Source organism: Paraburkholderia lacunae, assembly GCF_003353175.1.
In the GTDB taxonomy this organism is placed as follows: domain Bacteria; phylum Pseudomonadota; class Gammaproteobacteria; order Burkholderiales; family Burkholderiaceae; genus Paraburkholderia; species Paraburkholderia lacunae.
Window position 1 is genome coordinate 1 of record NZ_QHKS01000049.1, and the last position, 18,475, is coordinate 18,475.

Below are 18,475 nucleotides of genomic sequence, written 5' to 3' on the forward strand. Positions count from 1 at the left end.
CCGGTTCGATGAGCGGGGTGTGGAAACGGGGTTAGGGTGAGGTTACTCGGGCACCGCCAGACGAAAGGGGCGGCAACAGACAAACCGAACCTACCGCTACCGCGCCACATCTCGACTCTACCGTAACCGGTCCGTCGTTGTTGACCACGGGCGGATTGGCTTGGCTTGTTGAGTGGTTAATCCGGATGGTTATTGTTGGTAACGCACTGTTTTAAACCGGTATGCAGCGGCCTGCAAAGCCGTTTAGGCCGATTCGACTCCGGCTCGCGCCTCCAGTAGTTGATGAAGAGAAAAGCCCCGACTTGTCGGGGCTTTTCTCTAGTGACGTTTCCTTGCGGGAAGGCGCAAATACTGCTGCATCATCGGCGTCTAGCCGAGTCTTCAGTTCTTGTAGTGTCTAGAGATCGGTCGCCGACAGGATTATTCGTTCCCCTGTTCCATGGATGGCCTTTTTTTCGACAGCTTCCAACAGGCGACGCTTGTTGAGCTCGAAAGCAAGTAGCAGCTGTTTTTGCGTCGTGTCTGCGGCACCGAGCGCTTCGCAAACCGCGTCAGGGTCGAGTGCGAACGAGCAATATCCCCAGCCGAATTCGTAGGCGGAAAACAAGACCGCCGAATTCGTGACAAAGATAGGTGGCGTGAGCTTTGGGTTAGACGCAGTCATAGCGATCACTTTGCTGGTCGAGNGCAGTCGCGTCGGCCCTGGGGCTGCAATGCGTCAATACTCTACTACGTGTCGTTTCACTGCTATCCGGCGAGGTGACTTCTCACCCTTTGCCGGTGCCTGGCCGTCTCAGTTCGACCCTGAACTGCCTTCGGGGCGATTCGGGATGACGTCCGAAAAAAGACAACTGAAGTTTGCGTCAAAAATGTGCGCAAGCGCATATTCAAGCCGCCGCTGATTTTGCTATGCTCGATCGGTTTCTCTAGCTGGGCTTTTCATGCCAGCCCTGAAGTCAATCGGGACTATGAAAAGAACATGCGCTCCAATTATTTCCTGACGTTCGCTTTTGCGGTTGTGCTGGCGGCGTGCGCGGCGCCCCGGTCGTCGGACGCCCCACCGAAGCTGGCTGTTGAAAGTTACACGATCCCCTCGCAGACACCGGGAATCCAGCTTTACATCCGAAACAAGCACCCCGATGGCCTGACACGGTTCAGCCCGTCAAGAACGCTGCTATATGTCCACGGCACCACCCAGGCAGGTGAAACTACCTTTGATCTGCCGCTGGAGCAATCGTCATGGATGGACACCATCGCACAACATGGCTATGACGTCTATTTGATCGACTTACGCGGCTACGGCGCGTCGAGCCGGCCGCCCGAAATGAACTATCCACCGTCCGAGAATCGACCGATCGTGACGGCAGACGTCGCGTTGAAGGATGTCGAAGCGGCAGTGGATCATATATTGGCTCGTCGTGGACTGCCTCGGCTTGACCTGATGGGATGGTCTTGGGGAGCGACTCTCACGGGTGCCTATACGGCAACTCACAACGGCAAGGTGAACCGCCTCGTACTCTATGCGCCGCAATGGACACGAGAGGCTACTGCGGCAGGTCGTCAAGCGGCGCTCGGGGCATACCAGGCATGGACGCCCGCTCAAGCGCGCGACCGCTTGCAGGCGGGTTCACCTGAAGACAGGAGGGGTGAACTGTTCCCGCCTGCGTCATTCGAGCTCTGGTCAGCGGCTGCGCTGTCGACTGACCCAGAGGGTGCGCAGCAGCACCCGCCCGTGGTGCGGACCCCCAATGGGGCATTCCAGGACACCGTCGACTACTGGATGGCCGGAAAACCATTGTGGGACCCGTCCGCTGTCACTGTCCCCACGCTCGTGGTTCGCGGTGAGTGGGACGCCGTTACCCGTGTTGGTGAAACGCAAGCGGTGTTCGATCGACTCAACAATGCGCCATCCAGACGCATGATTGAGATCGGGGGAGGATCGCATATGATCTTCATGGAAAAGAATCGCAAGGAGCTTTTTCGAGAAGTTCAATCGTTCCTCGACGAGTCGAATCCGTAGGTCTGTTAAACCTGTTTTTAGCAAGAGAACACCTCGCGAAGTGGCTCGGCGTCGAGCTGATGGAGCTGAACGGCCACTATAAGCATCCTCGCACCTTGCTCACCGTTGGATCGATGCTCACCCTACCGCGAACGCCAGCCGAACGATTCCAGCAAACTATTGCATCCACCGGTTGAATCCGCCACCCGTTGCGGTCGGTCAGCCTTTCCCAAAGCAGCCACTCGAATCAAGTTGCTTCCAGCGTCGGGCGCGTACGTCTTCGGGTTCCACCTATTAATGGATGCACCAAACCGGCGATAGAATCTCCGGGCACCTCCGATGACGGATGGGTGTACACACCAAGCCGCCCCCCGCAAAACGTCACGGGGAATCTGCGAAGGAACAATAACGCGAGGGCAATAATGAAAAGAATAGCCGGGTATGGATTTGATGTATTTCTAATACTGTGCTTGCTGGTATTTTTCTATTTTCACGCATTCGGCAATTCGCGGAATATTTCGCCATGGTCCTCAGGATGGGGAAACATTCGTTTATTACTCGCCATTTTGGCGATGATGACACTCCCATTTCGCGTAAAACGATACCCCAACGTTAGTCATTTTATTCTGTTCGATGGTGCAGGCGGCAGGCGGAAGACCATCATATTTCCTCTGCTCTGGATGTTGGTTATTATTTTTGGGTCGCTCGTCATTCTAAGGGCTTTGGTTAAACTTCTCGAGCCCGCAGGAGTGCTTCAATAAAATAATCCTTTAACTGCACGCAGCACCATTTCTGTCAAATTCGTCGGATTGTCGACGAATTTGGTGTCGACGTGGAATGTCGCCTTTTGGCCGATCGTCGCCGGATGAGCGCGCACGTGCCGGAGTTGCGTTGTAAGCGGGTGATGATCTGAGAGGGGAATTTTTGCTTGCTACAGATTTGCTACAGCAATGATAGCAACCCATATCTGACGGGCATTGCGCCTGTCATTCCACCCCCTGAACTAGGGGGTGGAATAGCTCGGTGTTCGCAAAGTTGCTTTGGCCGCCTGACCTTACCAGCTTGCCGTTTCGTTGACGGACTCGATCTTCCGCTCTCGGCCAGTTTGGGACATTCGACACCGCCGTGAAAATCGTCGACAATCGGCGCGAGCAGCATAGTCACGCAGGACAGAAAGATAGGCTCGCTGGTACACAGAACATATTCAATCGGCGATGTAGAACAGAAGGCGTCACTGGGGGGAAACATGACAATACAGGACGCAATATTCAGGGCAGCGGCATTGGCGGTTGTGCTGTATGCGATGAATCGCCTTAGACAAAGACGGGGGGTAGCGGACATCACACCCAAGTCGAAGGTTGCTACTACTCAGCGTGTCGCGGGTTTGCTGACAGGTTTAGTGATAACGACGCTGGTCGTCTATTCCCTCCGGCATCAAATAGCCGCGACTTTCCATATTCAGTGATCAACTCGTCCCGGGTTTCAACCAAAATAAAGCGTGACGATCCACGGGTCGTGAGAGTCCCGTCTCAGACAGCCCAGGACGGAGCTCAGGGTCGCGCCTTGCCGATCGCCGGTTTTGAGTCTCTGGTTGCATAAGCCCAACGTATCAGGCAATACTCGGCCAATTTCGGCCACTCGACGTCTCCCGGACAATCGTCGACAATTCGCGCACCCAAAGAAAAAGTCACGAGGGCGGTATTGGATGACGAAGGCGCTAGGTTACCTTCATGAAGTTTGGTATTGCCCGGACGGGCGCGGCAACTATCTTCCCGCATGCATCCCGCATGGGCCGGACGGAGACGCCGCTCGGAGCCTCAACGAGCCAGGCAGTGAATGGGTATGGACGTTCTGGGCATCGTCACATATTCAGGCAATGAACATTTACTACGAGTTCGTCGGCTACGGAAAATACAGCGCCCGTTACAACGACGATCTCCTTCCCTATTCGCAAGCAATGTATGAACGGCAAGCTGCGTGCTTAAAGTGAGAGTGACCGTCGTCTTCGGTCGTGCGACGCAGTGCGGCCATGAAGAGTCGGTCGGCGATGTCGCGTTGAACGGCCGAAGTTCGACCAATCCGACCTTCGGGTCCGTTTGTTACCGGCAACTGCACGAAGACGCTCAGGTGAGGCCAGAGTGCCAAGTGCTGAATCACCATGCTAATCCGCGCGAATCGCGGTGAGATCTGCATTGCTCATCTTGATGGGTGGGGGAACCTCAAGCAGCGCTCAGGGTGGCCAGGCGCACTTTTATCCCACTGAGATGCCGTTTTTGTGTGGGACGGCGCCCATTACGCTGAAAGTTCGCGTCGTAAGATCGGGTTCTGTCATCCGAGCGGATCTGTGAACTGGATGTTCAAGCGCCGTTCTGGCACCTTGCTCATGCATCCTGTCATGGCATGGGTGGCCGAAGTTGCCAATGCCTTCGGGACCTCCCCGGCCTTCGCAACAACTCGCTCATGCAACGCGCACGCCGAATTCCGCACACCGATCTCGAGGTTTTGCTTGGAGACGTTCCATGAAATTGCCGGCTGGTGATCCAGGCTCCTCCCGACTGACATACCTCGACGGGTTGCGGGGATGGGCTGCGTTTGTCGTACTGCTCTGCCACCTGTTTCCTTTCTTTCTGCTTCGGGCGCATGGGCCCGCCGCCGACGGCTTCACGCACCTTCTGTCGGGAAGGACTTTCGCCGGATACGTCGAGTACGCGATATTGAGCATTGCCCTCGTGTTCTACCGGTTCTTTACCGATGGCGATACGCCGGTGTACGTATTTTTCGTTTTGTCCGGGTATGTGCTGTCGGTGGGGTATGTGAAGACGCGCAAGCGCGAGCTGATCACCGACCAGGCGCTTCGGCGCTACATCCGCCTGACAGCGCCGATATTTTGCGCATGCTTTATCGCGTTTGTTTTTCTGAAACTGGGGTTTATGTATAACCAGCGGGTTGCCATGCTGTCTGGCTCTGACTGGATAGGCGGCTTCTATCGATGGACGCCAAGCTTTTGGGGGTTTGTCAAATTTGCCCTGTTTGACGTGTATTTCCATTTCGACGATACGAGGTCGTACCTGTTCGTCTTGTGGACAATGCGTGTCGAGCTTTTCGGATCGTTCCTGATTTTCTGTTCATTATCTCTGTGCGGCGGCCTGGAAAGAAGGTGGGCGGCGTACGGGATCATTTTCGTTGCCACCTGGTTCGTCGATCAGGACTTGATTGCCTTTCTGATGGGGCTTTTCATCGCGGAGGCGTATCAGCTCGAGGATGTACGGCGGTTTCTGGCGCGCAGGGGGCTAAAAATTCTGGCGCCGATTGCGCTGATCGGCGTTCTGGTTTCGCCAGTCGTGCTGTTTCATTTCGTACCGCGAAACGTCTGGCCGAGCGTGGAGTCAGTAGTTGCTTCGATCATCGTCGTGTCTGTCATGATATTCGCGCCCTTGCAAAAGATGTTCTCCATGAAGCTGTCGGGCTTCCTTGGGCGCATTTCTTTTTCACTATATCTGACGCATCCATTGGTGATCTGTTCGTTTGGATCGTGGTATTTCATCGCGCTCTACAAATACCTGGATCGCCCCCTTCTGGTCGCGTCTGCTGCGGTGCTTGTGATCGTGCTGAGTGTTTTGTGCGCGAGAACGTTTATGGTGTTCGATTCGTGGGGCGTCGTTCAGGCGAGGCGATTTTCCGCTTTGATCCTGAGGAAGGGAGGCGACTTCAGAACGGAGGCGGCGATTTTGGGCTCGCCGGCAGGAAACGCAGAGCAATCGATTGGCGTATCTGGACTGAAGTAGCAGTACGCAACCCGCAGCGCCAAGGGCGGGTACGTATGGTTTCCCGGTATTTTTGACGGCGAGCACCGCTTCATTCTCGAACCCGTGGGCAATAAAACGCGCTTGATCCAGGGTGAAACATTCACCGGCATTCTCGCTCGCACCCTGACTCAGAGCGTCCTAAGGGACACGGTTATTAGCATGCATGCGATGAATGACGCATTGAAAAAGCGAGCCGAGCTAGCGTCTGGTCAACCGCCGAAATAGTCGGTTGGAGCACTTGGGCAACTCCTTGCTGACTGATACCCAATGGCCGCTGACGAGAACGAAGAACCTCCGGGCGGTGCAGCTGCTGCTCGGCCATACCAAGCTCGAGAGTACGGTTCGCTACCTCGGCATTGAGGTAGACGACGCCCTTGAATTGGCAGAACAAACCGAAGTTTGAAGGAGAACTGGTCGGCGAGCGGACGCTTGCCGACCACGGGCTGCCGTTGCCGATTATCGCGTGAACGTCCGCTTGCGATGGGCGCAAAGAGTTTCCACGCTGGGGAGGCGGGCGGTGCCACGTGTGACCTGCAGGTGAAAAATGCGGAGCTATACTTGGTGGCCATGTGATATATCCCACTCACTCTCAACGGAGAAGAACAGCATGCGCGAAAGTACGTTGCTAATTTTTGCCGCTGTAGCTTTTGTAGGTATCGCAACTCCCGGACCGACGGTTCTACTGGCGTTGACCAATGGCTCCCGCTATGGTCTTCGTCGTGCCGCTTATGGATTCGCTGGAGCGGTCGCATCCGACTTCGTGTTGATTTTCGCCGTGGCACTTGGCCTTGGTGCGCTGTTGGCAGCGTCGGCGTTCTGGTTTACCGTCGTCAAATGGGTGGGTGTGGCCTACCTTGCGTACATTGGTGTCAGGCTGTTGATGTCAAAGGGCTCGTTGAGCGTCGCGAGCACGCACGGTGAAGTGAGCCGCGACAGCAACTCGGCGATTTTCCTCAAGAGTTTCCTTACCGCAGTCACGAACCCGAAAGGGTACCTGTTCTTCTCCGCATTTCTGCCCCAGTTTATAACGCCGTCCGCACCACTTGCGCCGCAGTACGTGGCACTCGCTATAACGTTTGCGATGCTGGATTGCTCGATCATGTTCGGCTATTCGCTGATCGGCGCACGGGCAATTCGCCTGCTGAAGGAGTCGGGAGCGCTATGGCTGGAACGGTCTTGCGGCGCTGTGCTTGTTGCGCTCGCGGGGTCTCTGGCTCTGTACCGTCGTCACACGGCTTAACGGGTTCTGCCCGAAAGCGGACCATGAATTTTGGCGCTTGAATGGCTGAATCGGCAGTCGAGCTGCGCCGGTCATCATCGAGCAGAGTTCGGCCAGCAACGGTCAGTCAATCGCAACATCTAGATCGTCAACTATTGACGCATGTGCCCATCGACTCCCGGACACCGGGGCATGGATCGGGCGCACATAATGGCCTTGAACTCGAACACGGCGTTTGTGCTCGAGATCACGCCGGCGCGACCGTGAAAACATATTCGGGAAGGCGGGGTTGGAGATGCAAAATAATCAGCAGGGGACGCTGCAGGCTACTCCAGGTCGAGATCTCTTCGCGCCGCGACTCATCATCGGCATTGTCCAGGGATTAGTACTGTATCTGCTCATGAACGCTGCGCATAATCGCGGCGGCATCGCAACTATCCCGCTTCTGTTGTTTCCGCTGCTTCTTGTTACCCTATTCATCCCGCCAGCGTTTATTGTGGGCTTGCAACGAATGAGGGGGCCGCGGCTCGCGATGTGGGCCGCCGTGCTCGCCGCAGTCGTGGCAATCCTTGGCTGTCACGACGCGTGGCGATCGGCAGGCGCTGACATTGTCGGCATGCAACCATTCGGCCGCACCGGGGTCCCGCTGCCGTCAATGGCAGTGACCTTCTACGGCGGCGTGATTGTATTTATCGCTTATTGCCTCGTTCTCGCCGGCGAGGCCGCAAGGTCGTGGTTTGCCCCCTACGAGTCGTACTTCGAAATCAGCTGGAAACTCGGGCTCCAGGTCTGCCTGTCCGGGTTGTTCGTATGTGCACTCTTTCTTGTGCTCTGGTTGGGGGCAGCGCTCTTCCTGTTGCTGAAGTTGCATTTCCTCGAGCAACTCCTGCGGGAATCGTGGTTCGACATTCCCGTGAGCGCGATGGCGTTTGCGTCAGCCCTGCACATCACCGATGTGAGGCCAGACATCGTCCAGGGATCGCGCACGCTTGTCCTGTCGCTTCTCTCGTGGCTGCTCCTGGTCCTCGTTGTCATCGTTGGCGGATTCCTCGCGACCTTGCCGTTCACCGGACTCGGATTGCTATGGGCCACGCGATCTGCTACGTGGATCCTGCTCGGCGTCGCGGCGTTAAAAATAGTCCTCGTGAACGCTGTTTTCAAGGGCGGCCCAGGGTCCGATCCGGCACCGCGAGTGCTGCGTGTCTGTATGAGAATTTCATGTCTGATGCTTCCCGTGCTGGTGATACTTGCGACTTACGCGCTAGCGCTGCGCATCGAGCAGTATGGGTTCACGCCGCACCGCATTTTGGCCTGTGCAGGAACGTTCGTGGCTTGCTTCTATGCCATCGGCTATGCATGGGCGGCGCTTGCTCGCACTGATACCCTTGCGAGAATCGCGCCCGTGAACGTGATCACGGCGTGGGTATCAGTCGCTGTCCTCGTTGCTGTATTCACGCCGTTGGCTGACCCGGCACGTCTATCAGTGGATAGCCAGGTAGACCGTCTCCTCGCGGGTAGGGTTGAGCCCGAGAAATTCGATTACAACTTCTTGCGGTACAGATCCGCGAGATACGGACTGCAGGCGCTCGCGCGCCTGCAGGGGGAGACTAAGGCACCTAATGCCACGACAGTTCGCGAACTGAGCACGCAGGCTGCACGTCAGCCCGGTCGAGGCCTTTTGGGCGCAGCCCGTCCGGATGCCTCGACGCTCGCCCTCAACATCGTGTCGCGCACTCCCGGGCAGCCGGTTCCTGCGTCATTTCTCTCGAAGGACTGGAATCGGGCCACGCAAAAGTGGATGCTCCCAGGCTGTCTGAACTTTGGCTCGGTGAAGTGTGACGCTTACCTCGTCGACCTGACCGGCGATCACAAGTCTAACGTTGTGCTCTTCCCGAACAGCGGAAGTATTGGATTCGTGTTTGACCAGGCCAGCGATGGAGGTTGGCAACTGGTGGGCAAGTTTTCGATAGCACCGGACTGCGCTGCGGTTCGTGATGCCTTGGCGAAGGGGACGTTTCAGCTCGTTGAACCGCGACTTCGAGACATTCAGGTCAATGGTCGACGCGTCGAAGTAGAGGCGACGCCGGCGGGCGGCGCAGTGTGCTCGAGGTAGTAGGTCCTGGCGTGAGAGCGGAAAAAGTTAAAGAACGGCTTACCGCCAAAAACGGCGATGACGCTCCTCGTAGCGTTTTGACAGGAATGGAGCGATCGGAAAATAGCTGCAATGAATCGTTAAGCCAGAGACATTGATCATTTGAACGGCCGCTATCGGGCGAGTCGAAGGTCCCTGAGGGCGCAAACTCGGCCCTTCATCGAACTTCTGAGTCCGGCCATGACGGGTCGTTCATCGCTGCCGGCAATCGGACATTTGAAGGACCGCTCCGCCCGATAACGGCCGTTCGTGCGCCGCACACGTCAGGCGTATTGCCGGCTGGACCGGTCATCCGCAGCCCATTGCGCCACGCCTATGCGCGTATAGAAAAAGCGCGCGCCATTGAGCGCGCGCCGGTGGTTCGCAAGCGCAATGCCCGGCGGCAACCGGGCAGCATGAATCAGAATATGTTGCGAAGGCCGAGCGCGACGCCGGTCTGGTTGTTGCGGCCCGGAAAGTCTGCTTTCGCCGCGCCAGTGCCGCGGATGAAATCGACCGTGCCATACACTTCGGTCCGCTTGGACAACGAGTATTCGGCCAACAGCACGCCCGAGTAGCGGACGCCGCGGCCGAGCGTGGTGCCGTCGGCGTTCAATGCATTGCGGGAGTGATCGTAGTAGGCCGCCGCAGTCAACAGCAGCGGCGGCGTGACCTGCCAGGTGGTACCGACGTAGAAGCCGTCGTCGATGCGGTTAGTATTCGTCACAGGCGCCGAAAAGCCGGCAGCCGGTGAGTTTGCGGCCGCCATGTAAAGGTCGACGATGCCGGTATTGTCCTGCGCATGCAGCCAGCCTGCATAAGCCTTGATCGTGCTGAACGCATAGACAGCGCTCACGTTGACAACATTGAACTTGTTGTTGTGCGCGTCGCTGTTCTGCTGAAAGCCAGCATCAAGGGACAAGCCGGCGTACGTATAGGACGCCGTCAAGCCGTACATGTTGTTCGCGCCGGTGCTGCCGGCCACACCGCCAAAGCTATACATGGCTTCCACGTTCAGGCCGCCGAACTGGCCGTTGTACTTGACGGAGTTGTTCTGGCGCAGGCCGTAGCCGAGTGCGCCGGGCAGCCAGCCGTCCTGATCGTAGTTACCGACGGTCAGCGGGTCGTAGACGTTCCCTAGCTGGTCGAATAGCGGCGTGTTCTGGCGACCGAAGGTCACCGTGCCATACTGGTTGCTAGACAGCCCAACATAAGCCATCCGGTTGAAGAGGGTATTCTGGCTCGCCAACTGGCCGTTCCAGAGGTTGAAGCCGTTCTCAAGCCGGAACACCGTAGACAGGCCGCCGCCCAGATCTTCAGAACCCTTCAGGCCCCAACGGCTTCCGGTGATCGGGCCGACGCCCATCGATACCTGGCTGTCGTTGTTCGCATTGGCGTTGGTGAGATAGCGGACGCTCGTGTCGACGATGCCGTACAGCGTGACCGAGCTTTGCGCGAAAGCGGATTGGGCCGCGATGGCGATAAGTGCGCCGCCGATGGCGCTGATGGTTTTCTTCACAGAGTGTCTCCCCATGTTTAGTTGTAAGGCAAACCGCCGGTCTATATAACCGCTGCGGTTCATGCGCGGCTTTTGGCCTGCGCGCAATGATATTTCCGTCAAATTAAATCGGGACCTGTTTTCAATTTTTGTGTCTCCCGTTTGCAACATTGGATTGACTTTCGTATCACCGGACACTACCAGCGAATTCTTGTATATGGTCGGAACAGTCCTGTTATGCCTGCTCCTGCTCAGCGTTGTTGAGCCGATTGCAGGCCAGGCTGAAGGCACAAAGCCGCAGAAACGCGACTAGACGCCAGAATAGCCGGGGTGGCCGTTTTGACCTCGAAAGCAGTCGTCTAGATGCTGCATGGACGACCGTCTGAGATGGACCGTCTTGCGCCCATCGCCGTGAGACAGCGCCTGACCAGTATCAGCCGATCAACAGTGCACATTCAACCTCCGATAACCCCGCCGCATCGGATGCCGCGTGCCACCCTGAACCTGGGTTGATGCCGGTCTCTATTTCCGGGAATCGAGGATGCCGACACTGGACGGTGCGCATCCGCGTGCATCACGTGAGCTTTCCAATCCGGGGATCGCCCCTATACGACGTTGACGATAGCGCCCAGCCGCGAGGCGAGTGCCGCAGTTCAATCGCAGAGAGTGGCGGAACTTCGATGCGAGTGAACGATGAGGAGGGCGCGTCGAGCACGTACACGACAGCGGCACGAATGACGCAAGCGTGCGTGATGGCGATGACCTGACCCGCTTCATTCAGTGCGTCCAGCCAGCGCCCCACACGAATTCGCACCTGTTCAAATGACTCGCCATGCGGCGGCGCGTAATGGGGATCACGCGTCCACGTTGCCACTTCCGCCTGGAGAGCGCCTGCCAACTCGACAAGCCGTAGACCGCGCCATTCGCCGTATTCCGCGTCCGCGAGTTCGGGCGCGATCTGCACCGACAGGCCCAGCGCCTTCGCCGTATCGAGCGCGCAGAGGGCCGGACTGCACAATGCGCGTGCTTCGATGTCGAGCGCTACGCGTTGTCGCCACGCTGACGCGTCCGCGATACCGCGTGCATCAAGCGGATCGTCAGACGGAAATCTGCCCTGACGCATCGCGGGTGTCGCCGCGTGGCTGATCAGCGTGAGATGCGTAAGCACTTTATTCCTTGCGAAATGAAATTGTTGCGGGATGCTTTAGATAGTGGAGATAGCGTCGATTACGTATTTGCCTCCAGGTAAAAGTTTAGCGCGTAGAATACCGTGACTCGAAGCGCGGAAGCCGGTGCAATCCCGGCGCGGTCGCGCCACTGTAATCAGGCTCATCAAGCCGAAAGCCAGACCTGTGCTTCCTGTCGTCCTTTCCAGATCCATTATCGGGGCGCGAAACCCCAGGAGCGAATTCACCATGAATCAAGCCGTTTTGCATCCGGCTGCCGAGCCGACCGCCATTCCCTTGCGCGAACTGTTGCCGTGGGTCATCTTTGGCGGCCTGATCATGCTGCTCGCCATTTACTTCGTTGGCGCGGAAGAGGGCGCGACGTCGATCGTGCCCGGCATGTACGTGCACGAATTCGTCCACGACGGCCGCCATCTGCTTGGCTTTCCTTGCCACTAACGCGAGGTCGAACATGGTCGGTAAATTGTTGGTGCGCGGGATGCTAGCAGGCATCGCCGCAGGACTTCTCACGTTCGGTTTTGCCAGGCTGGTGGGTGAGCCTCAGGTGGATCAGGCCATTTCCTTCGAGGAAAAGGCCGACGCAGCGAAGGGCGAGCAGCCGGAACCAGAAATAGTCAGCCGTCACACGCAGGCCGGTCTGGGCCTGTTGACCGGCGTGGTGACGTTTGGAGCAGCAGTTGGCGGCCTGTTCGCGCTGACGTTTGCCTATGCGTATGGACGCGTCACGAAGCTTGGTGTCAGGCCGTTGTCGGCATGGCTCGCGCTGGCGGCGTTCATTACTCTGGTGATCGTGCCGAACATCAAATATCCCGCGAATCCACCTTCAGTGGGGGACCCGGAAACCATCGGCATGCGCACCGGGTTGTTCTTCCTGATGATTGCGATTTCGATCGCAACGATGGTGTTCTCGCTGAAAGTGCGCAAGCACGCCATTGCGCGGTTTGGTCAATGGAATGCATCGATCATTGCGGGCCTTGTGTTCGTCGTGGTTATCGGTGCGGTGCAACTGGGCTTGCCGGTCGTCAACGAAGTCCCTTCTGCTTTCCCGGCGGTGCTGCTGTGGAAATTCCGGATCGCAGCGATCGGCATGCAGGTGATCATGTGGACCACGATCGGTCTGCTATTTGGCGCGCTTGCAGAGCGTTGCCAGCGGGCAGCGTCGGCGGGCCGCATTGCCGGCAAATCGGCTTACCTTTAATGCAGGGCGACCGGGCAAGCGGTCGCCTTACTCGTCCAAGTGCATTCAACTACGTCGCTCGGGTATTGGAAGGTGGAATATCGTGAGGGTCGCCCTTCTGCCAACGTTCCCACATCAGCGCTTTCTGCGTCTCGCTGTAATAAATCCGGCGTCGCTGTTTCATCTGCAACACTCCCACTGCTTGCGCAGTCTCCAGTGTGTTGCATCCACCGGTTGAATCCGCCAGCGTACAGCGGTCATTCAGGACGTGAAGCTCGGCGCCGGCACCAACGGAGTGGGCTTCGACGTCGGCATGTGCGGGGGGGGCGACGATGGTCGATTGGCAGGCACTCATCATAGTCGACGACGCGCGGGCGACGCCGCAGGACAAAATCCCGCGCTAACGCCGCGACGCGCTGATCGCGCGCGCATGCGGCGCGAACAGCGATTGCATCGTGTGCCAGGTTAGCCGTGGCCGAGCCGGCCGTCGCGCACCCGCCAGAGATCGAGCGGGTTCTCGTCTTGCAGCGCGAGCGGCAGCAGTTCCGCAGGTAGATCCTGATAGCAAACCGGCCGCAGAAAACGCTCGATCGCCATCGCGCCGACCGATGTCGTGCGCGGATCGGACGTCGCCGGGAACGGTCCGCCATGCACCATCGCATGCGACACCTCGACGCCGGTCGGATAGCCGTTCGCGAGAATCCGTCCCGCCTTGCGTTCGAGCGTCGGCAACAGGCGTCGCGCGAGCGCGACGTCGTCCGCCTCGACGTGCAGCGTCGCCGTGAGCTGCCCTTCGACGTGCTCCGCGAGCGCGATCATGTCGTCGACGTTCTTGCAGGTCACGATCAGCGACGTCGGCCCGAAAATTTCGTCCTCGAGTCGCGGGTCCGACATGAACGCTTGCTGCGTCGTCGCGAACAACGCCGGGCATCCGGCGCTTTTCGCGTCCGTGTCGGCGCCGCGCGCGAGCGCACGCACGTCCGCGCCCGCCGCACGTTCGGCGATGCCGTTCGCATACGCAGCCGCAATGCCGGCGGTCAGCATCGTCTGCGCGCCCTTCTGCCCGAGCGCCTGCGCGGCCGCATCGACGAACGCCGGCGTATCTGGCCCGTCGAGCACGACGACGAGCCCGGGATTCGTGCAGAACTGCCCGACGCCGAGCGTCAGCGAATCGACGAACCCGCGCGCGATCTCCGCGCCGCGCTTCGCGAGCGCGCCCGGCAGCACAAAGAACGGATTGATGCTGCTCATCTCCGCATACACCGGAATCGGCTCGCGACGCTTCGCGGCGATGTCCATCAGCGCGAGGCCGCCGCCGCGCGAGCCGGTGAAGCCGACCGCCTTGATCGCCGGATGCGCGACGAGCACCTCGCCGATCGCGTTGCCCGCGCCGATCACGAGCGAGAACGTGCCTTCCGGCAACCCGCACGCGCGCACCGCCTGCTGGATCGCGCGCCCGACGAGCTCCGACGTGCCGAGATGCGCGGGATGCGCCTTCACGACGACCGGGCACCCGGCCGCGAACGCGGATGCGGTATCGCCACCCGCGACCGAGAACGCAAGCGGGAAATTGCTCGCGCCGAACACCGCAACCGGCCCGACCGGTATCTTCTGCAGACGCAGATCCGCGCGCGGCAGCGGCTTGCGCTCGGGCTGCGCGGGATCGATCGTCGCGGCGAGCCAGCGCCCGTCGCGTATGTGCGACGCAAAGAGCCGCAATTGCCCGACCGTCCGCCCGCGCTCGCCTTCGAGCCGAGCGACCGTCAGCGCCGATTCCTGATGGGCGCGCTCGATCAGCGCGTCGCCGAGCGCGAGAATGTTCTCGGCGATCGTCTCGAGAAAGCGCGCGCGCGTTTCGAACGGCGCTGCCCGGAACGCATCGAACGCCACGTGCGCGAGCCCGCACGCGCGATCGACGTCGTCCGCGCTACCAGCGCCGAACGGCGGCTCGAGCGCCGTGCCGTGCGCCGGGTCGAACGCGAACATCGTCCCGTCCGCGCCGCGTACCGACGCGCCGCCAATCAACATCTCTCCGGTGATCTGCATCATCGTCCTGTCTGTGTGTCCAGTTTGCGAGGTTCGTCGAGATCGATCCGGTAGATCCGGATCGCGTTGTCATGCCAGATCGCGCGGCGTGCCGCGTCGCTCAGCTGCCGGTCCGCCATCGCGGCCGCGAACGTCCGCACCAGCGCCGGATACGCGACCCGCAATCCGGCGACCGGGAAGTTGCTCGCGAACATGCAGCGTTCGGCGCCGAAGATCGCGACCGCGTCGCCGATGATCCGGCGATTCTCAGCGTCGTTCCATGCGGCGTCGCGCAGCCCGAATTCGGACAGTTTCACCGACACGCGCGGCTGCTCGGCGAGCGCCTCCATCCCGCGCCGCCAGCGCGCGAGGCCCGTGTCCGAACGGTCCCACGGCAGCCCCGCGTGTTCGAGCACGACGTCGACGGCCGGCGCATCGGCGAGCCGCGCGGCCGTTTCGTCGAGATGCCAGAACGGCACGCGCAGATCCCAGCGCAGCTCATGCGCGGCGAGCCGTTCGAGCGCGCGCGGCCAGCGCGGGTCGCTCAGCGTGCCAGGGCCGTCGACCGTGGCGTCCGGCGTCGCCGACGCGCACGGCTTGAAGCGCACGCCGCGCACGAGCGGATACGCGGCCTGCTCGGCGAGGCGCTCGTCGGCATCGTCGGCGAGCAGGTCGACCCACGCGACGACGGCCGACGGAATCGGATGACGCGCCACGACCTCATGCAGCCAGCGCGTTTCCGCGAGCGCGTCGTCGCGCAGGCACTCCGCCTCGACGTGCACGCTCGCGACGACCGGCGCGCCGCCGGCCGCGCGCCGGAATTCGTCGACGCCGAAGTCGTTGCACAGGTCCGCGTAATCGCCAAGGATGAAGTGCTCGGGATCGTACGCGCCCTGCAGCCATGGATAGCGAACGTCGCCGTTCAGGCGCCACAAATGATGGTGCGCGTCGACGATCGCATCGGGCAGCGCGAGCGCCGCGTCGTCCGCGCGCGGATCAGCGGCCGCCTGCGAGCACATAGGACGCGTCCGGCTCACGCAGCGTTGGCATCTCGTTGACGAAGCACCAGGCAGTCAGGTCGAGCTCGCGCACGTGATCGTCCTGGAACGACACGTAGGCGGCGGGCCGCGACGGATGGAACGACAGCGCGGTCGGATTCGCCGGTAGCGCGATGCGCTCGACTTCCTCAAGCCGCTCCGCGTCGAACACCGAGATCGACCGTTCGCCCGAATTCGTCAGCAGCAGCAGATCGCGGCCGTCGGCCGAGCTCGTCCGGTAGATGCGGTTCGGATCGTTGCGCGTCTTCACGCGGCGGCCGCAGGTCATCGTCGCAGTGTCGATCGCGACGAGCGTGTCGTCGCCGCGGTTCGCGACGAACAGCGTCTTCTCGTCGCTCGACAGCGCGTTGCCTTCGGGGCGCGGCCCCGGCATCACCGCGCGCGGCGTCACCGTCGCGTCGCGCGGATCGAACTGCGTGACCGTGTTCGACAGCAGATGCACGCCGTACGCGCGGCTCGCGCCGCGCGTCAGCGTAACAAGGTGCGTCTTCACGCCGCCGGACGGCACCGCCAGGTTCGGCACCGTCTGCTCGCGCGGACGATCGAACACCAGCAGCATGTCGTTCGCCTCGCTCATCGCGTACAGGCGCCCGTCGTCGTCGCTTGCCATCCCGTGCGGCCGGTAGTACGGCCACAGGTCGAGCATCCGCGTGAGCTTGCGCTCGTGCAGATCGATCTCGGCGATCCGGTGATCGCCGTCCTGGCCGCGCGTCCACGCGGTTTCGATCCCGAAGATGCCGACGTACGCGAAGCGGCGCTCCGCGTCGACGGTGAACTCGTGCGGGAAGTTCGGCAGCACGATGTGCTTGAGCGCCGCCTTCGTCTCGAGATCGTAGAAGCTGAAGGTATGGGCGCATTTCTGCACCAGCAGCAGGATGTCGTTCATCGTGAATCTCCGTCCTTCGAGGTTTCGCCGCGGCACGCATGCCGTGCCGCGGCGAGTGTGGGTTCGTTGCATTCGCAACCGCCAGTCGGTTTCTCAGTCCTCGCAGCGCTTCGACAGCGTCAGCGCAAGCAGGCCGGCCACCGCGAGCGTAACCGCAAGGCTGTACACGCCGGCCGCCGAGCTCACGTGCTGGGTCAGCACACCGACCGCGTACGGGCCGCAGAAGCCGCCGAGGTTGCCGAGCGCGTTAATCAGGCCGCGCGCACTGCCGGCGGTCTCAGGGCTGCAGAGCTTCGGCGGAATCGCCCAGAACACGCCGGCCGCCGCCTGCAGGAAGAAGCCGCAGCCGATCAGGAACGCGAACGAAACGAGCATCGTCTCGTGCGTCAGCACCGACAGCGCGAGGCATGCAGCGAAGCCGACGAGCGGCAGCAGCACGAACAGGCGGCGCTTGCCGGTCCGGTCGGACAGATACGACGTCACGAACATGCCGACTACCATCGCGATGTAAGGCAGCATCGCGAGCAGGCCGATCTTGCCCATCCCGGTGTGCGTGAGGTTCTTCAGCAGCGTCGGCAACCACATCGTGTAGCCGTAGATGCCGACCTGGTAGCAGAAGTTGATCGCGATCAGCAGCCAGATCGTCGGGTTGTGCATCATCGCGCCGAACGACGCCGCAGTCGGCTTGCCCGACGCGCGCTTGCGCTCCTGCTCTTCGCGCAGCGCGTCGAGAATGTACGCCTTCTCGCGCGGCGACACCCAGCGCGCGGTCTCGGGGCCGTCGTCGGCGAATAGCATCCAGACGATCAGGAACAGCAGCGACAGCACGCCCGTACTGAAGAACAGGTGGCGCCAGTCGTACGCGGCGAGAATGTAGCCGGACAGCGGCGCGGTGATCATCCCGGCGAGCGGCACGAACATGATGACCATCGCGTTCGCGCGCCCGCGTTCGCGATCGGGGAACCAGTTGCTGACCATCGTCAGCACGACGGGCAGCATCCCGCCTTCGGCGACGCCGAGCAGGAAGCGCAGCGTCAGCAGCTCCCACGTATGCGTGACGAGGCCGGTCAGCCCCGACAGCGCGGCCCAGCTGATGAGCGACCATGCGATGAATTTCTTGCCGCTGCCGAGCGCCGCGCGCTTGCCGCCGGGAATTTGGAGGAACAGGTAGCCGAAGAAGAAGATCCCGCCGGCTAGACCGGCCATCGTCGCGTCCATGCCGAGATCGGCATTCATCCCGCCCGGCATCGCGAACGCGATGTTCACGCGATCCATGTAAGAGATGATGCACGCGAGCAGCAGCGGCGGAATCACGCGCAGCCAGCGGCGGCGTGGAATCGCTTCGACGGCGTCGTAAGCCGCGTTGGCCGGGGTCAGCACAGTCATGGTGTCTCCAGTTTTAGTAGTTGGCAGCGACGGACTTCTGATGGACCGCCTGTTACTTAGTGACGAACCGGCACGGAGCCGGCCGCCGGCGCGGAACGCATGT

At 60.5% G+C, this 18,475-nt stretch carries 14 protein-coding genes and 1 pseudogene; 8 read left to right on the forward strand and 7 right to left on the reverse strand.

All coding sequences use genetic code 11. From position 1 onward, the window contains the following. Nucleotides 1-397 precede the first annotated feature (397 nt). Complete coding sequence (locus DLM46_RS36720; RefSeq protein ID WP_165848152.1) at nucleotides 398-664, reverse strand: hypothetical protein; 267 nt, start codon at nucleotides 662-664, stop codon at nucleotides 398-400. Between the two features lie 207 nt (nucleotides 665-871). Between DLM46_RS36720 and DLM46_RS36725 the strand changes: the two genes are divergently transcribed. The 6 genes and pseudogenes from DLM46_RS36725 (at nucleotide 872) to DLM46_RS36760 (ending at nucleotide 9,137) form a co-directional block, all read left to right on the forward strand. Then, nucleotides 872-2,020, forward strand: a complete 1,149-nt coding sequence (locus DLM46_RS36725; RefSeq protein WP_133300441.1) for an alpha/beta hydrolase — start codon at nucleotides 872-874, stop codon at nucleotides 2,018-2,020. A gap of 1,684 nt (nucleotides 2,021-3,704) precedes the next feature. Next, a complete protein-coding gene (locus DLM46_RS36735) occupies nucleotides 3,705-3,989 on the forward strand; it encodes a hypothetical protein (protein ID WP_115109500.1) in 285 nt (94 codons plus the stop codon). A 529-nt stretch (nucleotides 3,990-4,518) separates the two neighbouring features. Further along, on the forward strand, nucleotides 4,519-5,784 hold the full coding sequence (locus DLM46_RS36745) for an acyltransferase family protein (RefSeq protein ID WP_165848153.1): 1,266 nt from the start codon (nucleotides 4,519-4,521) through the stop codon (nucleotides 5,782-5,784). Between the two features lie 301 nt (nucleotides 5,785-6,085). Beyond that, nucleotides 6,086-6,208, forward strand: a pseudogene (locus tag DLM46_RS36750) (integrase); the annotation flags it as partial. Between the two features lie 204 nt (nucleotides 6,209-6,412). Further along, nucleotides 6,413-7,045 carry a LysE family translocator gene (locus tag DLM46_RS36755; protein ID WP_115109507.1) on the forward strand — a complete coding sequence of 211 codons (633 nt, stop codon included), beginning with the start codon at nucleotides 6,413-6,415 and terminating at the stop codon, nucleotides 7,043-7,045. A gap of 274 nt (nucleotides 7,046-7,319) precedes the next feature. After that, on the forward strand, nucleotides 7,320-9,137 hold the full coding sequence (locus DLM46_RS36760; RefSeq protein WP_115109510.1) for a DUF4153 domain-containing protein: 1,818 nt from the start codon (nucleotides 7,320-7,322) through the stop codon (nucleotides 9,135-9,137). 439 nt (nucleotides 9,138-9,576) lie between these two features. Here DLM46_RS36760 and DLM46_RS36765 read toward each other — a convergent pair whose 3' ends face one another. Next, a complete protein-coding gene (locus tag DLM46_RS36765; protein ID WP_425274052.1) occupies nucleotides 9,577-10,689 on the reverse strand; it encodes a porin in 1,113 nt (370 codons plus the stop codon). Between the two features lie 538 nt (nucleotides 10,690-11,227). Next, the gene (locus tag DLM46_RS36770; protein ID WP_115109515.1) at nucleotides 11,228-11,821 is read right to left on the reverse strand and encodes a histidine phosphatase family protein; all 594 of its coding nucleotides are present in this window, start codon (nucleotides 11,819-11,821) and stop codon (nucleotides 11,228-11,230) included. A 247-nt stretch (nucleotides 11,822-12,068) separates the two neighbouring features. Here DLM46_RS36770 and DLM46_RS36775 point away from each other — a divergent pair, with 247 nt between their 5' ends. Both DLM46_RS36775 and DLM46_RS36780 read left to right on the forward strand, forming a co-directional pair. After that, nucleotides 12,069-12,278 (forward strand): CbtB domain-containing protein, encoded by a 210-nt coding sequence (locus tag DLM46_RS36775; RefSeq protein WP_115109518.1) that lies wholly within the window; start codon nucleotides 12,069-12,071, stop codon nucleotides 12,276-12,278. Between the two features lie 13 nt (nucleotides 12,279-12,291). Next, complete coding sequence (locus tag DLM46_RS36780; protein ID WP_115109520.1) at nucleotides 12,292-13,038, forward strand: CbtA family protein; 747 nt, start codon at nucleotides 12,292-12,294, stop codon at nucleotides 13,036-13,038. A gap of 444 nt (nucleotides 13,039-13,482) precedes the next feature. Here the strand turns inward: DLM46_RS36780 and DLM46_RS36790 are convergent, their stop codons facing one another. The 4 genes from DLM46_RS36790 to DLM46_RS36805 form a co-directional block, all read right to left on the reverse strand. After that, on the reverse strand, nucleotides 13,483-15,063 hold the full coding sequence (locus tag DLM46_RS36790; RefSeq protein WP_115109563.1) for an aldehyde dehydrogenase (NADP(+)): 1,581 nt from the start codon (nucleotides 15,061-15,063) through the stop codon (nucleotides 13,483-13,485). Further along, nucleotides 15,063-16,061, reverse strand: coding sequence for an amidohydrolase family protein (locus tag DLM46_RS36795; RefSeq protein WP_115109526.1), 999 nt, complete (start codon nucleotides 16,059-16,061; stop codon nucleotides 15,063-15,065). Before DLM46_RS36795 ends, DLM46_RS36790 begins: the two co-directional genes overlap by 1 nt. Continuing rightward, complete coding sequence (locus tag DLM46_RS36800) at nucleotides 16,039-16,986, reverse strand: YncE family protein (protein ID WP_115109528.1); 948 nt, start codon at nucleotides 16,984-16,986, stop codon at nucleotides 16,039-16,041. The genes DLM46_RS36795 and DLM46_RS36800 overlap by 23 nt, the downstream gene beginning before the upstream one ends. A gap of 93 nt (nucleotides 16,987-17,079) precedes the next feature. Continuing rightward, nucleotides 17,080-18,372 carry an MFS transporter gene (locus tag DLM46_RS36805; RefSeq protein ID WP_115109531.1) on the reverse strand — a complete coding sequence of 431 codons (1,293 nt, stop codon included), beginning with the start codon at nucleotides 18,370-18,372 and terminating at the stop codon, nucleotides 17,080-17,082. Nucleotides 18,373-18,475: the final 103 nt, after the last annotated feature.

Coding starts and splice junctions, on each gene's coding strand:
- DLM46_RS36755 (WP_115109507.1), top strand. CDS start 6,413: ATGCGCGAAAGTACGTTGCTAATTTTTGCCGCTGTAGCTTTTGTAGGT.
- DLM46_RS36735 (WP_115109500.1), top strand. CDS start 3,705: ATGACGAAGGCGCTAGGTTACCTTCATGAAGTTTGGTATTGCCCGGAC.
- DLM46_RS36805 (WP_115109531.1), bottom strand. CDS start 18,372: ATGACTGTGCTGACCCCGGCCAACGCGGCTTACGACGCCGTCGAAGCG.
- DLM46_RS36795 (WP_115109526.1), bottom strand. CDS start 16,061: ATGTGCTCGCAGGCGGCCGCTGATCCGCGCGCGGACGACGCGGCGCTC.
- DLM46_RS36720 (WP_165848152.1), bottom strand. CDS start 664: ATGACTGCGTCTAACCCAAAGCTCACGCCACCTATCTTTGTCACGAAT.
- DLM46_RS36765 (WP_425274052.1), bottom strand. CDS start 10,689: ATGGGGAGACACTCTGTGAAGAAAACCATCAGCGCCATCGGCGGCGCA.
- DLM46_RS36775 (WP_115109518.1), top strand. CDS start 12,069: ATGAATCAAGCCGTTTTGCATCCGGCTGCCGAGCCGACCGCCATTCCC.
- DLM46_RS36780 (WP_115109520.1), top strand. CDS start 12,292: ATGGTCGGTAAATTGTTGGTGCGCGGGATGCTAGCAGGCATCGCCGCA.
- DLM46_RS36800 (WP_115109528.1), bottom strand. CDS start 16,986: ATGAACGACATCCTGCTGCTGGTGCAGAAATGCGCCCATACCTTCAGC.
- DLM46_RS36790 (WP_115109563.1), bottom strand. CDS start 15,063: ATGCAGATCACCGGAGAGATGTTGATTGGCGGCGCGTCGGTACGCGGC.
- DLM46_RS36745 (WP_165848153.1), top strand. CDS start 4,519: ATGAAATTGCCGGCTGGTGATCCAGGCTCCTCCCGACTGACATACCTC.
- DLM46_RS36760 (WP_115109510.1), top strand. CDS start 7,320: ATGCAAAATAATCAGCAGGGGACGCTGCAGGCTACTCCAGGTCGAGAT.